Source organism: Mycobacterium sp. 2YAF39, from assembly GCF_052114565.1.
Classification (GTDB): domain Bacteria; phylum Actinomycetota; class Actinomycetes; order Mycobacteriales; family Mycobacteriaceae; genus Mycobacterium.
On the sequence record NZ_JBFREZ010000005.1, the window covers coordinates 89,497 to 103,668 of the forward strand.

The 14,172-nt window shown below is 68.0% G+C and carries 16 protein-coding genes and 1 pseudogene; 12 read left to right on the forward strand and 5 right to left on the reverse strand.

The genetic code is table 11. The features are described 5' to 3' along the window. The first annotated feature begins 7 nt into the window (after window positions 1–7). Genes AB4Z42_RS15780 through AB4Z42_RS15795 form a run of 4 tightly spaced genes read left to right on the forward strand, consistent with a single transcriptional unit; the run spans window position 8 to window position 3,683 of the window. On the forward strand, window positions 8–1,300 hold the full coding sequence (locus tag AB4Z42_RS15780) for an adenosylmethionine--8-amino-7-oxononanoate transaminase (protein ID WP_442010143.1): 1,293 nt from the start codon (window positions 8–10) through the stop codon (window positions 1,298–1,300). 42 nt (window positions 1,301–1,342) lie between these two features. Next, on the forward strand, window positions 1,343–2,488 hold the full coding sequence (locus AB4Z42_RS15785; RefSeq protein ID WP_442010144.1) for an 8-amino-7-oxononanoate synthase: 1,146 nt from the start codon (window positions 1,343–1,345) through the stop codon (window positions 2,486–2,488). Further along, the gene (gene bioD, locus AB4Z42_RS15790) at window positions 2,485–3,162 is read left to right on the forward strand and encodes a dethiobiotin synthase (RefSeq protein WP_442010145.1); all 678 of its coding nucleotides are present in this window, start codon (window positions 2,485–2,487) and stop codon (window positions 3,160–3,162) included. The genes AB4Z42_RS15785 and bioD overlap by 4 nt, the downstream gene beginning before the upstream one ends. A gap of 2 nt (window positions 3,163–3,164) precedes the next feature. Beyond that, on the forward strand, window positions 3,165–3,683 hold the full coding sequence (locus AB4Z42_RS15795; RefSeq protein ID WP_442010493.1) for a 2'-5' RNA ligase family protein: 519 nt from the start codon (window positions 3,165–3,167) through the stop codon (window positions 3,681–3,683). A 4-nt stretch (window positions 3,684–3,687) separates the two neighbouring features. On the opposite strand, the gene AB4Z42_RS15800 is transcribed toward AB4Z42_RS15795, so the two are convergent. Both AB4Z42_RS15800 and AB4Z42_RS15805 read right to left on the reverse strand, forming a co-directional pair. Continuing rightward, entirely contained in the window at window positions 3,688–4,023 is a 336-nt protein-coding gene (locus tag AB4Z42_RS15800) for an MmcQ/YjbR family DNA-binding protein (RefSeq protein WP_442010146.1), read from the reverse strand. A 2-nt stretch (window positions 4,024–4,025) separates the two neighbouring features. Beyond that, window positions 4,026–4,589: a TetR family transcriptional regulator gene (locus AB4Z42_RS15805; protein WP_442010147.1), complete on the reverse strand. Its 564-nt coding sequence runs from the start codon at window positions 4,587–4,589 to the stop codon at window positions 4,026–4,028. Between the two features lie 48 nt (window positions 4,590–4,637). On the opposite strand from AB4Z42_RS15805, the gene bioB reads away from it, so the two are divergent. From bioB to AB4Z42_RS15820, 3 genes and pseudogenes are all read left to right on the forward strand, one after another. Further along, window positions 4,638–5,633, forward strand: coding sequence for a biotin synthase BioB (gene bioB, locus AB4Z42_RS15810; protein WP_442010148.1), 996 nt, complete (start codon window positions 4,638–4,640; stop codon window positions 5,631–5,633). Beyond that, window positions 5,612–5,828 (forward strand): annotated as a pseudogene (bsaP, locus tag AB4Z42_RS15815) (biotin synthase auxiliary protein BsaP); the annotation flags it as partial. The gene bioB and the pseudogene bsaP, both read left to right, overlap by 22 nt. Next, window positions 5,825–6,457, forward strand: coding sequence for a DUF2567 domain-containing protein (locus AB4Z42_RS15820; RefSeq protein ID WP_442010149.1), 633 nt, complete (start codon window positions 5,825–5,827; stop codon window positions 6,455–6,457). The pseudogene bsaP and the gene AB4Z42_RS15820, both read left to right, overlap by 4 nt. Here AB4Z42_RS15820 and AB4Z42_RS15825 read toward each other — a convergent pair. Both AB4Z42_RS15825 and AB4Z42_RS15830 read right to left on the reverse strand, forming a co-directional pair. Continuing rightward, the gene (locus tag AB4Z42_RS15825; RefSeq protein ID WP_442010150.1) at window positions 6,423–7,760 is read right to left on the reverse strand and encodes a lipase family protein; all 1,338 of its coding nucleotides are present in this window, start codon (window positions 7,758–7,760) and stop codon (window positions 6,423–6,425) included. The genes AB4Z42_RS15820 and AB4Z42_RS15825 overlap by 35 nt on opposite strands. 43 nt (window positions 7,761–7,803) lie before the next feature. Then, window positions 7,804–8,496: an NUDIX hydrolase gene (locus AB4Z42_RS15830; RefSeq protein WP_442010151.1), complete on the reverse strand. Its 693-nt coding sequence runs from the start codon at window positions 8,494–8,496 to the stop codon at window positions 7,804–7,806. A gap of 65 nt (window positions 8,497–8,561) precedes the next feature. Here AB4Z42_RS15830 and nadA point away from each other — a divergent pair, with 65 nt between their 5' ends. Genes nadA through AB4Z42_RS15850 form a run of 4 tightly spaced genes read left to right on the forward strand, consistent with a single transcriptional unit; the run spans window position 8,562 to window position 12,496 of the window. Continuing rightward, on the forward strand, window positions 8,562–9,590 hold the full coding sequence (nadA, locus tag AB4Z42_RS15835; RefSeq protein ID WP_442010494.1) for a quinolinate synthase NadA: 1,029 nt from the start codon (window positions 8,562–8,564) through the stop codon (window positions 9,588–9,590). Beyond that, window positions 9,587–11,143 carry an L-aspartate oxidase gene (locus AB4Z42_RS15840; RefSeq protein WP_442010152.1) on the forward strand — a complete coding sequence of 519 codons (1,557 nt, stop codon included), beginning with the start codon at window positions 9,587–9,589 and terminating at the stop codon, window positions 11,141–11,143. The genes nadA and AB4Z42_RS15840 overlap by 4 nt, the downstream gene beginning before the upstream one ends. Next, window positions 11,143–12,009, forward strand: a complete 867-nt coding sequence (gene nadC, locus AB4Z42_RS15845; RefSeq protein ID WP_442010153.1) for a carboxylating nicotinate-nucleotide diphosphorylase — start codon at window positions 11,143–11,145, stop codon at window positions 12,007–12,009. The genes AB4Z42_RS15840 and nadC overlap by 1 nt, the downstream gene beginning before the upstream one ends. A gap of 7 nt (window positions 12,010–12,016) precedes the next feature. Next, window positions 12,017–12,496 (forward strand): hypothetical protein, encoded by a 480-nt coding sequence (locus AB4Z42_RS15850; RefSeq protein WP_442010154.1) that lies wholly within the window; start codon window positions 12,017–12,019, stop codon window positions 12,494–12,496. 3 nt (window positions 12,497–12,499) lie between these two features. Here the strand turns inward: AB4Z42_RS15850 and AB4Z42_RS15855 are convergent, their stop codons facing one another. Continuing rightward, entirely contained in the window at window positions 12,500–13,081 is a 582-nt protein-coding gene (locus AB4Z42_RS15855; protein ID WP_442010155.1) for a TetR/AcrR family transcriptional regulator, read from the reverse strand. A 63-nt stretch (window positions 13,082–13,144) separates the two neighbouring features. Between AB4Z42_RS15855 and AB4Z42_RS15860 the strand changes: the two genes are divergently transcribed. After that, on the forward strand, window positions 13,145–14,170 hold the full coding sequence (locus AB4Z42_RS15860) for a zinc-dependent alcohol dehydrogenase (protein ID WP_442010156.1): 1,026 nt from the start codon (window positions 13,145–13,147) through the stop codon (window positions 14,168–14,170). Window positions 14,171–14,172 lie beyond the last annotated feature (2 nt).

A 14,172-nucleotide genomic window follows, 5' to 3' on the forward strand; every position in this document is an offset into this window, starting at 1 on the left:
ACCGAAGGTGCCTGCATTGACGCCCGCCGAGATCGGCGCCATCGACGCCGCCCACGTCTGGCATCCCTACAGCACGATCGGCGCCGAGGCCCTGCCCCCGCTCGTCGCCCTGGGCGCCGACGGTGCCTGGCTGACCCTGCACCGCGACGGGGACGAGGTGCGCGTCCTCGACGCCATGGCGTCCTGGTGGACGGCGATCCACGGGCACGGCCACCCGAAACTGGACGCCGCGGTCATCGCACAGCTGGCCAACTTGAACCACGTCATGTTCGGCGGGCTGACCCATGAACCAGCGGCGCGGCTCGCCCAGCTGCTGGTCGCGCTCACGCCGGAGGGCCTGGACACCGTGTTCTTCAGCGACTCGGGGTCGGTCGCCGTGGAGGTCGCGGTCAAGATGGCGCTTCAGTACTGGCGCAGCATCGGGCGCGGGGTGAAGTTCCGCCTGATGACCTGGCGCGGCGGCTATCACGGCGACACGTTCACGCCGATGAGCGTCTGCGACCCCGACGGCGGGATGCACTCGATATGGACCGACGTCCTGGTCCACCAGGAGTTCGCCCCCGCGGTGCCGACCGACTACGACGCCGCCTACACGGCAGCCTTCGAGAAGCAATTGGCCGACCATGCTCATGAACTGGCGGCCGTCATCGTCGAACCGGTGGTGCAGGGTGCGGGCGGGATGAGGTTTCACGATCCGCGATACCTGCGCGACCTGCGGGAGATCTGCACCCGCCACGACGTGCTGCTGATCTTCGACGAGATCGCCACCGGCTTCGGTCGCACCGGCGAGATGTTCGCCGCCGATCATGCCGGGGTGAGCCCGGACATCATGTGCGTCGGCAAAGCGCTGACCGGCGGCTACATCACCCTGGCCGCGACGCTGTGCAGCCGCGAGATCGCACAGACGATCAGCAGCCACGAGCCGGGGGCGCTGATGCACGGCCCGACGTTCATGGCCAACGCGCTGGCGTGCGCGGTCTCGGTGGCGTCGGTCGAGCTCCTGCTGGCCGGGGACTGGCGGTCGTCGGTACGCACGATCGAGGCGGGTCTGCGCGAAGGATTGTCGCCCGCCGCGGAGCTGCCGGGGGTGGCCGACGTGCGGGTACTGGGCGCGATCGGCGTCGTCGAGATGGATGAGCCCGTCGATCTGCGTGTGGCGACGCCCGTCGCACTGGACCACGGCGTGTGGCTGCGGCCCTTCCGCAACCTCATCTATGCGATGCCGCCGTACATCTGTACGCCGGAGGAGATCGCACAGATCACCTCGGCGATGGTCGGCGTCGCGCGTGCACTAACCTGAACGGTGTTCAATTGGTCGGTTGAGTCGCTTTAGGAGTGCCGGGTGACACGTACGGGTCTTTCGCCGCTGGCGTGGCTCGACGCCGTCGAGCAGCACAGACGCCGCGCCGGTCTCCGGCGCTCCCTGCGCACCCGCCAGCCTGTCGGCGCCGAACTGGACCTGGCCTCCAACGACTATCTGGGCCTGTCGCAGCACCCTGACGTGATCGAGGGCGGCGTCGCCGCGCTGCGCACCTGGGGTGCGGGGTCGACGGGATCGCGACTGGTCACCGGCAACACCGAGATTCACGAGGGCTTCGAGTCGGCGCTGGCCGCCTTCATGGGCGCCGAATCGGCGCTGGTGTTCTCCTCCGGCTACACCGCCAACCTGGGCGCGGTCGTCTCGCTGTCCGGCGCCGGGTCGCTGCTGGTGTCCGACGCCCTGACGCATGCGTCCCTGGTCGACGCATGCAGGCTGTCACGGGCCCGGGTCGAGGTGACCCCGCACCGCGACGTAGCGGCCGTCGACGCGGCGCTGGCCGCCCGCAATGAGGAACGCGCGGTCGTGGTGACCGATGCGGTGTTCTCCGCGGACGGCGTGATTGCTCCGCTACGGGCGTTGCACGACGTATGCCGGCGGCACGGGGCGCTGCTCGTCGTCGACGAGGCGCACGCCCTCGGCGTCAGGGGGTCCGCCGGCCGCGGGCTGGTGCACGAGGTGGGCCTGGCGGGCGCGCCGGACGTGGTGGTGACGACGACGATGTCCAAGGCGCTGGGGAGCCAGGGCGGCGTGGTGCTCGGACCGGCCGCGGTGCGCGAACATCTGATCGACGCGGCGCGGCCGTTCATCTTCGACACGGGACTGGCGCCCGCCGCGGTGGGGGCGGCGTGGGCGGCGCTGAACGTGCTGATCGCCGAGCCGTGGCGCGCGCAGGCCGTGCTGGACCATGCGGCGGCGCTCGCCGAGGTTTGCGATGTCGTCGAGAGACCCGACTCTGCGGTGGTGTCGGTGATCCTTGGCGAGCCGGAGGTGGCATTGGCCGCGGCGGTGTCGTGTCTGGACCGCGGCGTCCGTGTCGGCTGTTTCCGCCCACCGACCGTCCCTGCCGGAACATCCCGGCTGAGGCTGACGGCACGCGCCTCGCTGTCGGAGGACGAAATGGCCTTGGCGCGCGAGGTTCTCGCCGACGTGCTGTCCGCCGGCGCGTGAGCACTCTAGTCGTCACCGGAACCGGTACCGGCGTCGGTAAGACGGTGGCGACGGCAGCCCTGGCGTGTCACGCGCGGCTCTCAGGCATCGACGTCGCGATCTGTAAGCCCGTACAGACCGGCAGCCCTCATGACGACGACCTGGCCGACATCGCCCGCCTCTCCGGCGTGACCGACCTGCACGGTTCGTGGCGATACCCGGAGCCGCTGGCCCCGGCCGCAGCGGCGCAACGGGCGGGCATGGCGTTGCCGACGCGCGCCGAACTGGCCGCGTCGGTGCGTGAGGCAGGCGACGGGGGCGCGAAGCTGGTGCTCGTGGAGGGTGCCGGTGGTCTGCTCGTCGAGCTGGGTCAGGACGGTGTGACGCTGCGTGACATCGCGACGGACGTGGCCGCACCGGTGCTGATCGTCGTCGCCGCGGGACTTGGCACGTTGAACCACACGGCGCTGACGTTGGAAGCCCTTGCTTCCCAAGGGATTCCGTGTGCCGGACTCATCGTCGGCGCATGGCCGTCCAATCCCGGGCCTGCCGAGGACGGCAACCGTGAGGCCCTGAGCAGGCTGGCGCCGCTTCGTGCGGTTCTCCCAGCGGGTCTCGGGACCGCGAGCGCCGCCGACTTCGAGACCGTCAGCGCGTCGGCGTTCGATCCGGCGTGGGTCGCCGGCCTTTCCTGACGATGGTGCACTCTGTCGAGCTGATCTTCGACGAGGACGCCGACGAGGCGATCCGCAGTATCTGGGACGGCCTCACCGAAGCCGGCGTCCGCAGTCAAGCCGCGCACACGGGCCCCAGCAACAGGCCGCACGTCACCCTGGCGGTGGCCGAGAGCATGACCGAATCGGTGAACGCCGCATTGCGGCCGGTGCTCCAACGTCTGCCGCTTGCCTGCACCATCGGCGCGCCGATGCTGTTCGGCCGCCGGGACTTCACCCTGGTGCGAATGCTCGTACCGTCAGCCGGCCTGCTGTCACTTCATGCCGAGGTGCACCGGCTCTGCCTGCCGCATATGCCGACCGGGCCGCTACCACATTCCGAGCCGGGTCAATGGACACCGCATGTCACGCTGGCGCGCCGGGTGTCTCCGGAGCAGCTGCAATCGGCCCTGACGGTCAAGGGGCTGGGTCAAAATCTGTCCGCGACCGCAGTCGGCATCAGGCACTGGGACGGCAACGCCAAGCGCGAATACCCGCTCTGAGGGCCTAAGGGACCGTCGCCCCAACGCTTTTGGGTACGCACATCCGCCAGCCGTCGATCACCAGCTCGCGGAGCTCATCGAGATCGATCGCGTCGAGTCGCACCAGGATCCAGTTGTATCGCATCTCCGATTTACGCGGGAGCATGAACTTGTCGGGTTCGGCCTCGACCATCGCGGCGCGCTCCTCCTTGGGGAAACCGACGCCCATCACCGTCTCGTCCCGTGAGAACGCGGCGTACACCAACCGTCCGGCGCGAAACCTGATCTCGTCGCGCACGACGGCCTCGTAGGACCTCGGCAAGGTCGAGGCGATGCGCCGAACGTCGTCGACGGTGATCACGTCTACTCGTAGATCGCCTGCGACACGTTGATGCCGTCGACGAACAGGCGCAGGCCGAACCCGAACCGCGCATTGGCGTCGTCGGTGAGCACGGATTGCCACTCGGGCAGCTCGGCGCCCGCGGCGTCCCACTGCAATCGGGACTGCTCGTCGACGGTGAAGCCGAGCACGTAGTAGACGACCGTGCGGGCGGCCAACTCGGCATGCGCCGAGTCCACGCCGATGCCGGACACCGCTTCGGTCAGCACCGCCAGGATCTGCTTCATCGCCGACGACTGGCCGGCCGCGAAGCTGGCGGACACCAGCTCGGCGCCATCGGTATGGGAAAGAAGCGCGTCGCGAAGGCGATCGCACACGTCGGCGATGCCGCGCGCGGACGACACTCCATCGAGGATGCGGTCGGAGATGGCGCCCAGGAGTTCCTGCTTGTTGGCGAAATGCCAGTACAACGCGCCGGGGGACACGCTGAGCTCGCGCGCGAGCCGTCGCATCGTGAGATCGGCGATCCCGTATTCGTCCAGCAGCGTCGCCGCCGCCTCGACCACGTCGCGTTTGTGGAGCTGCACGCCGGTAGCCTAACCTGAACGCTGTTCAAGTCACAGGAGGCTATTCACGTGAGCGACATTCTGGCGAAGGCACGCGACCAGGTACTGGAGCGCGGCGAGGGCCTCGACCAGGATCAGACGCTGCAGGTGTTGCAGCTGCCCGACGAGAATCTCGACGACCTCCTCGCCCTCGCCCATGAAGTCCGGATGAAGTGGTGCGGTCCCGACGTCGAGGTCGAGGGCATCATCAGCCTCAAGACCGGCGGCTGCCCCGAAGACTGCCACTTCTGCTCGCAGTCAGGGCTTTTCGCGTCGCCGGTGCGTAGCGCCTGGTTGGACATCCCGAGCCTGGTCGAGGCCGCCAAGCAGACCGCGAAGAGCGGCGCGTCCGAATTCTGCATCGTCGCCGCGGTGCGTGGGCCCGACGAGCGGCTACTGGCACAGGTGGCCGCGGGCATCGAGGCCATCCGCAACGAGGTCGACATCCAGATCGCCTGCTCACTGGGCATGCTCACCGCCGAGCAGGTCGAGCGCCTCGCGAAGATGGGCGTACACCGCTACAACCACAACCTGGAGACCGCGCGGTCGTTCTTCACCAACGTCGTCACCACCCACAGCTGGGAAGAGCGGTGGGACACGCTGCAGATGGTCCGCGAGGCAGGCATGGAGGTCTGTTGCGGTGGCATTCTCGGCATGGGCGAGACCCTGGAACAGCGCGCGGAGTTCGCCGCCAACCTTGCCGAACTCGATCCGCACGAGGTGCCGCTCAACTTCCTCAACCCGCGCCCGGGCACGCCGTTCGGCGATCTGGACGTGTTGCCTGCCTCAGAGGCGCTGAAAGCGGTTGCGGCGTTCCGGCTCGCGCTGCCGCGCACCATGCTCCGTTTCGCCGGTGGCCGCGAGATCACGCTGGGCGACCTCGGCGCCAAGCAGGGCATCCTCGGCGGAATCAACGCCGTGATCGTCGGTAACTACCTGACGACGTTGGGACGGCCTGCCGAAGCCGATCTGGAACTCCTCGACGATCTGCAGATGCCCATCAAGGCGCTCAACGCCACCCTGTAGCAGATGGCGTTCAACGTCTACACCGGCGAACCCGACGGCACAGCGCTGCCGACCGCTGCGCGGCTCGGCCTCGAGCCGCCGCGGTTCTGCGCGGAGTGTGGGCGCCGGATGATCGTGCAGGTGCGGCCCGACGGCTGGTCGGCCAAGTGTTCGCGACACGGCGTCACCGACTCTCAAGATCTGGATGAGCGATGAATGAAGTAGCTCCGCCACGTATTTCGCGCGGCCGCGCAGCGGTGACCGTCGTCGCCGGACTCGCACTGACCGGTGTCGCGATCGGCGTGCTATGGGCGTTTTTGGCGCCTGCGGTGCACGGCGTGGTGGCCCTGAACAGGGACGGTGAACGCGTCCGGGCGCACCTCGGCAGCGAGGCCGACCACTTCTTCATCGCCGCATTCCTGGTGGTCGGCATGCTGTCTGCGATGGCGGTCATCGCCGCGGTGCTGGTGTGGCAGTGGCGCGCGCACCGCGGCCCGCTGATGGTCGCGGCGCTCGCATGCGGAGCCGCTGCCGCAGCCGGCGCCGCGGCGGGAGTCGGTGCGGCACTGGTGCATTGGCGGTACGGCTCGATCGATGTGGCGGGCGCGCCGATTTCACCCGACCATCGCGTGCACTACGTGATCGAGGCGCCACCGGTATTCTTCGGGCACTCGCCGATGCTGATCGCCCTGACGCTGCTGTTTCCCGCGGCGATCGCGGCCCTGGTCTACTCGCTCATCGCGGTGTCGGTGCCACGTGACGATCTGGGTGCGTGGCCACCTGTCGAGGACGACGAACTCGGTCCGGTCCTTACAGCGGGGAACGTTCCACCGTCCGGCCAGTGACCACCTTGGCGACGATCTTCGCCAGGCGGGCCATGCCGACATAAGTCATCGGGTTCAACAACGTCGGCCACTTCGTCCGAACCATGTGCTCCGACAGCGGCTTTCCGGCGAACCGGTCGATGAGCCAGCGGAACGCCATCGGTGCGGACATCGGGTGCAGCAGCATGTGCTCACTGAACATGTCCCGGTGATAGGTCACCGAGGCGCCTCCGGACTTGTACGTGTCGGCCAGCTCGTCGATGTCCCCTACCGAGATCAGCTGGTCGTGCACCGCCTGGATGATGAGCACTGGCGGTGTCGGCACCGCCACGCCGAGCTTGATGTCGGCGAAGACGTGCTGCACCGCGGGGCTGCTGAGAATCTGCTCTAGGGGCAGGTCGAGCAGGTCGCCCATGTCTTTCTTGGCCATCCGCACCATCGCCTCGGCGGTCGTCATCGTGTGCAGGCGCTGCAGTAGCACCTTGCCCTCTTCGGTGGCGTGCTCCTGAATGAGCCGGTCGAGGTCGGGATAGATGTGGGCCAGCGCGGCGACGACGAGTGCAGGCAGCCCGGACGCGAAGGTGCCGTTGAGTCGGCGGAAGGTGTGGCCGAGATCGCCGACGGGCGATCCGAGCACCGCACCGACGACGTTCAGTTCCGGCGCGTAGGAGCCGCTCATCTCGGCGGCCCATGCGCTCGCCAGTCCGCCACCGGAGTAGCCCCAGAGGCCGACCGGCGCGTCCGGGGACAACCCCAGCCCCTTGGAGCCGAGCGCGGCACGCAAACCGTCGAGAACGTGGTATCCGGGTTCGTACGGGGCGCCCCACATGCCGAGACGGCCCTCGTGGTCGGGCACCGACACCGCCCAGCCCTCGGCGAGGCAGGCGGCGACGAGGAGGAACTCGAACTGCGCGACCGCACCCGTGGCGTGCGCGTGGCGACGCAGGGCGTACGACGGGAAGCAGCGTGACGTGACGGCGTCGATCGCGCACTGATAGGAGATCACCGGCGTGACGGCCGCGGGCACGCGCTCCGCGGGCACGATCACCGTGGTCGCGGCCGCATCGGGCTTACCGTGCATGTCGCTGGTGCGGTACAGCAGCTGGGTGGCCCGCACGCGCTGCGGGATCAGGCCCATGAACGCCAGCTCGACGTCGCGGCTGCGCAGTACGGTTCCCGGGTCGGCATGCTGGTAGCCAGTCGGAGGTTCGTAGAACGGATCGTCGGACGGCAGCAGCGGGCGGGTACCGCGCACCAGATCCTCGTGGGGGACGTGCCCGATCCACTCTGCACCTGCTGCTGGTGCGACGCTGCCCAGATCCATCTGGCCATTCTTACTTAAGAAAGCGTTAAGAAGCCAGCCCGACTCACCCCGGCGGACGTAATGCGGCGAATTCGTCGGTCACCCGGTAGTGGGAGTCAGTGAACCTGTACAGCGCGGCGGGCCGACCGCCGCTGCGACCTGAACGAGCGGTGGTGCCGGTGCGGGTGATGACGTTCCGGCGCTCCAGTACGCGTTGCAGGTTGGTCGCGTCCACCGGATGGCCGAGCGCGGCGCTGTAGATATCCCGCAGTGTCGACACGGCGAATTCGGTTGGCGCCAAGGCAAACCCGATGTTCGTGTAGGACAGCTTGGCGACAAGTCGAGTGCTTGCGTGCTCGACCATCGGACCGTGGTCGAAGGCCATCGGCGGCAGATCGTCCACCGGGTGCCAACGTGTGTCCGACGGCAGCTCCGGAGTTGCGGGGGAGGGCACCAGTCCGAGGAACGTCGATGCGATGGTGCGCGTGCCCGGAACCCGCTTGGGGTCGGAAAACACCGCGAGCTGTTCGAGGTGAGCAACCTCACGCAGGTCGACTTTCTCGGCGAGCTGACGCCGAACGGAGCTGGTCAGGTCCTCGTCGTCGCGCAGCCGGCCTCCCGGCAGAGCCCATTTCCCGGCCTCCGGTTCCAGTGCACGCTGCCACAACAGCACGTGAAGTGCGGGTTTCGGGGAGTCGACGGCGCGAACCTGGAACACGGCAGCCAGCACCTCGTGCTCGGTGCTAATATGGGCCATGTTTTCGATTATAAGTCGAAAACCTCGACGGAATGAAGGAGGCGGCTGTGACAGTTTTGGATCGCATGCCCGCTAACGATCTGGCGGACCACATCATTGCGGGTCCGAACGGCTTTTCCGGCGTCGACGGTGATCAGGAATGGGCCGACGAGGTGCGTCGCCTGGCCGATCTCCGCGGCGCGACGCTGCTGGCGCACAACTACCAGTTGCCGGCCATTCAGGACGTCGCCGATCACGTCGGCGACTCGCTGGCGCTGTCGCGCATCGCCGCCGAAGTCCCCGAGGACACGATCGTGTTCTGCGGTGTGCACTTCATGGCCGAGACCGCGAAGATCCTGTCTCCGGACAAGACCGTGCTCATTCCCGACCAGCGGGCAGGATGCTCGCTTGCCGACTCGATCACCGCCGAGGAACTGCGCGCCTGGAAGGCCGAGCATCCCGGGGCGGTGGTCGTGTCCTACGTCAACACCACGGCAGCGGTGAAAGCCGAGACCGACATCTGCTGCACCTCGTCGAACGCCGTCGAGGTCGTCGCGTCGATCCCGGCCGACCGCGAAGTGCTGTTCTGCCCGGACCAGTTCCTCGGCGCCCACGTGCGCCGGGTCACCGGCCGCAAGAACCTCCACGTGTGGGCCGGCGAGTGCCACGTGCATGCGGGCATCAACGGCGACGAACTGGCCGACCAGGCACGCAGCCATCCGGATGCCGAACTGTACGTGCACCCCGAATGTGGCTGTGCCACTTCGGCTCTGTACCTGGCAGGCGAAGGTGCGTTCCCTGAAGACCGGGTCAAGATCCTGTCCACCGGCGGCATGCTCGACGCCGCTCGCAACACAAGGGCGCGCCAGGTGCTGGTCGCCACGGAGGTCGGGATGCTGCACCAGTTGCGTCGCGCCGCACCGGAAGTCGACTTCCGGGCGGTCAACGACCGGGCGTCCTGCAAGTTCATGAAGATGATCACGCCTGCCGCGCTGCTGCGCTGCCTGGTCGAAGGAAAGGACGAGGTCCACGTCGATCCGGAGATCGCCCGCCTGGGGCGTGACAGCGTGCTGCGGATGATCGAGATCGGTCAACCCGGCGGCGGCGGCGAATGACGTCGCCTGCGGCCTGCGGCGGCCGCGGTTATTGGCAACAGCGCGCCGACGTCGTGGTTATCGGCACCGGTGTCGCGGGTCTGGTGGCTGCCCTTGCGGCGCATCGCCGTGGCCGCAAAGTCATGGTGCTCAGCAAGGCAGGCAACACGGCTACCTTCTACGCGCAGGGCGGCATAGCCGTCGTGTTGCCCGATGCCTTACGGGAAGACGGAGATTCGGTGGACGCGCATGTCGCCGACACCTTGGCCGCAGGCGCCGGACTGTGTGATCCGGATGTCGTGCGGTCCGTCGTCTCCGACGGCTACCGCGCAGTGCGCGACCTCGTCGACGACGGTGCGCGATTCGACGAAGCAACGCCGGGCCAGTGGTCGCTGACTCGCGAGGGCGGCCATTCGCGGCGGCGGATCATCCACGCCGGGGGGGACGCGACCGGTGCGGAGGTGCAGCGGTCGCTCGACGATGCCGCGGCGCGGTTGGACATCCGCCGCAACCACATTGCGCTGGAGATCCTTCACGACGACGGCGGGGTCACGGGCGTGCTCGCGCTCAACGACGACGGTCCTGGCATCGTCCATGCGCGATCGGTGATCCTGGCGACCGGGGGACTGGGGCATCTGTATTCGGCGACCACCAATCCCGAAGGGTCCACCGGAGACGGCGTCGCGTTGGCGATGTGGGCCGGACTGCCGGTATCCGACCTCGAGTTCATCCAGTTCCACCCCACCATGCTGTTCGACGGGCATGCCGGCGGTCGCCGGCCGCTGATCACCGAGGCAGTCCGGGGAGAGGGTGCGGTTCTTGTTGACGCTCAAGGTCGTTCGGTGACCGAGGGCGTGCACCCGATGGGCGATCTGGCACCACGTGACGTCGTCGCCGCGGCGATCGACGCGCGCATGACCGCGACCGGTGACCCCTGCGTCTACCTGGACGCACGGGGTATCAAGGGCTTCAAGAAGCGCTTTCCGACGGTCACCGCGGCGTGCCGGGAGGCGGGCATCGATCCGACGCGCCAGGCCATCCCCGTCGTCCCCGGTGCGCACTACAGCTGCGGCGGTGTGGTCACCGACGTGCACGGCCGCACCGACTTGGCGGGCCTCTTCGCCGCGGGTGAGGTGGCCCGCACCGGAATGCACGGCGCCAACCGCTTGGCCTCCAACAGCCTGCTCGAAGGCCTGGTGATCGGCAGTCGAGCCGGAAAGGCCGCTGCTGCACACGCTTCGGACGCCGGACCCTCGACTGCGACAATGCCGGAGCCCGCTGTCCGGCGCGCGCTACCCCGCGCGGATCTGCAGCGGGCGATGACGCAGAACGCGTCGGTGGTCCGCGACGACCGTGGCTTGCGCACGCTGTCGCAGGTACTGGAAACCGCCACGTCGCGAAAGCTCAGGTCGCGCAGGGACTTCGAGGATGTCGCACTGACGTCCGCGGCCGGCGCCGTCATGGCGGGCGCCTTGGCGCGAACGGAAACTCGAGGCTGCCATCATCGCTCCGACTATCCGGACACCGATCCGGCGATGGCCCGCAGCCTGGTCCCCGCGGTGGCGTGCGCCTGATGGAACTGAACGCCGATGAGCTCACCGAAGCTCGACGGGTGATCGCCCGCGCCCTGGAGGAGGATCTGCGGTACGGACCCGATGTCACCACGCTGGCGACCGTGGGCGCTGATGCGACGACGACGGCATCGATGGTCGTCCGGGAGCCGGGCGTCATCGCCGGTGTGGACATCGCATTGCTCGTACTCGACGAAGTGATTGGTTCTGGCGGATATGTCGTCAAGCATCGTGTCGACGATGGCGAACGACTGGAGGCCGGCGGTGTGGTGTTGGCCGTCGAGGCGCCCACCCAGGGACTGCTGACAGCCGAACGGACGATGCTCAACCTGGTGTGTCACCTGTCGGGCATCGCGACGACCACCGCGGCCTGGGTGGCTGCCGTCGAGGGCACCGGCGCCAAGATCCGGGACACCCGCAAGACGCTGCCCGGACTTCGGGCACTGCAGAAATACGCGGTACGCGTCGGTGGTGGAGTCAACCATCGGATGGGGTTGGGCGACGCGACGCTGATCAAGGACAACCATGTCGCCGCGGCAGGCTCGGTGGTCGCCGCGTTGCATGCCGTGCGCGCGGTGGCGCCGGAGCTGCCGTGCGAGGTCGAGGTCGACTCCCTCGAGCAACTCGACGAGGTGCTCGCCGAGAATCTAGAGGATGGGGCACTCGTGCTGCTCGACAATTTCCCCGTCTGGCAGACACAGATCGCCGTGCAGCGCCGCGATTCTCGGTCGCCGGCAACCAAACTGGAATCATCTGGCGGACTGTCGCTCGACACCGCGTCCGAGTACGCGGGCACCGGCGTGGACTATCTGGCCGTCGGTGCTCTCACCCACTCGGTGACGGTGCTCGACATCGGCCTCGATCTGTAGAGCCATCGTGAACGCAGAACCGCGCGCCATCAGCCCGCTAACCATCATCAGTTTGGTCGTTGCGGTCGTTGCAATCGTCCTGGCCGGCTGGGCGCTGTACCGGTCGGAGCCCTCCAAGCCGGAATACAGCTCCGATCAGATCGACGCCGCAAAGACCAAGGCCTGCACCGCAGTTGACGTCGTGCGGCGCGGCGTTTCGCTCAACACGAACCTCATGCCCGCGGGCGGGCCCTCAGACGTGACCGGCGCACAAGCGGTGGCCGCCAACGCCCGGGTATCGCTTTTCGACGGCGGGCAGTACCTGATCGCGCGGCTGGATCCGGCCACCCCGGAACTGTTGGCCGAGAAGGTGCGCGATTTCGCCAACAACCTGATGGACATCGGCGCCAATGCGACTGCGGGCGTTCCGAACAGCGATTCCGCGCAGACCGAGCGCCTGCAGGCCGCCGACCGGACCAGCAACACCCTGACCGAGTTGTGCAAGTAGCAGCTATTTGGTGGACAGCTTGCGCGTGAGCAGGGTGCGCGCACCCGCCTTGGCGGCGTCGAGCGCGGCACTGTCACCCGCGATGCGCGACAGGATCAGCGCGCCTTCGAGCAGCGCGATGACGGCAAGCGACGTCTCCTCGGATTCGGCTTCGCCCCAGCCGTCTTGGCGCAACCGGTCGGCGATGGCCTGACGCCAGGCGCGAAACGCGCGCGCCGATGCTTCGCGGACGAGCGGGCTCGCGTTCACTGATTCGGTCGCGATCGGTTCGATGGGGCAGCCGTCGCGGCGGTCCAGCGCCAGTCCCGACGACATCAGGTCGATCCAGCCGTCGACGATGTCGACCACCGGCAACCCGCTGTCGAGGAACTGCCGCAGCCGCGTTTCGATGTCGGTGCCCGCGTTGTCCACGACGGCGGCGGCCAGCTGCTGCTTGCCGTCGGGGAAGTGGTGGTACAGCGATCCGGCCTTCACGTCGGCGGTCTCCAGGATCTGGTTCACACCGGTCGCCGCGTAGCCCTGCCTGCGAAACAGCAGTGCCGCGGCGTCGACGAGCGCGGCGCGGCTGCGGTCTGGTCGGGGCATCCCTTGACTTTACTTGAAAGGTCACTCAAGAATAGTTGGACACTCGCTAAAGAAGGGCCGACGATGCAGCAGTTGATGTTCGAGGAGGCGGGCACTTATGCGTGGCGCGAGGCCGCCGAGCCCGAGATCCAGGCTCCTGAGCAGGCGATTGTCCGCCCGATCCTGGTGGCATGTTGTGACCTCGACGTGGCGGTCGCCGAGGGCAGGCTGCCGATGCCACCGGGACACGCCGTCGGGCATGAAGGCATCGGGGAGGTCGTCGCCGTCGGGGCAGCGGTACAGGGCGTGGCCCCCGGCGACCGCGTCGTGATCCCGTTCCAGATCAGCTGCGGGCAGTGTCGCGAATGCCGACGCGGCGTGACGGGGTCATGCGGCGCATTGCCACTGATGGCGATGTACGGCATGGCTCCGATCGCCGGGCTGGACGGCGGCGGGTTCATGGCGGATCTGGTGCTCGTGCCGTACGCCGACGCGATGCTGGTGCCGATTCCGCGCGGGGTAGATCTCGTCGGCATAGCGTCACTCTCGGACAACATCGTCGACGGGTGGCGGGGTGTTGGGCCGTACCGGAGCGAACTCGACGCGCTGGATGCCGCCGATCGCCGTGTTCTCGTGGCCGGACGGCAGTCGATCGGCCTGTACGCGGTGGGCTTGGCCGCGGCGCTCGGCTACGGGGTCGACTACGTCGACACGGATCCGCGACGGCTGGCCGCAGCCGAAAAGCTCGGCGCCACAGTGCATGACACGCCCAAGCCGGACAAGTCGATGGGACCGTATCCGGTCACCGTCCACACGTCTGCGGATCCAGCCGTGCTCGCGGCGACGTTACGCGTGACATGGCCGGACGGCGTGTGCACCGATACGGGGATCTATTACCAGGGAACGGTCGAGATGCCGCTGCTCCCGATGTACACGCGCGGGGTGAGGTTCGTGACCGGACGGGTCAATGCGCGCGCGGTCATTCCAGAGGTCGTCGAACTCCTCGAAGCGGGCTGCGATCTCGTGCCCGCCGTCGACCGCGTGGCGCCGTGGGACGCCGCCCCCGACGTCTGGCCGACGATGACGGGTAAGACGGTCTTCACGCGATAGCG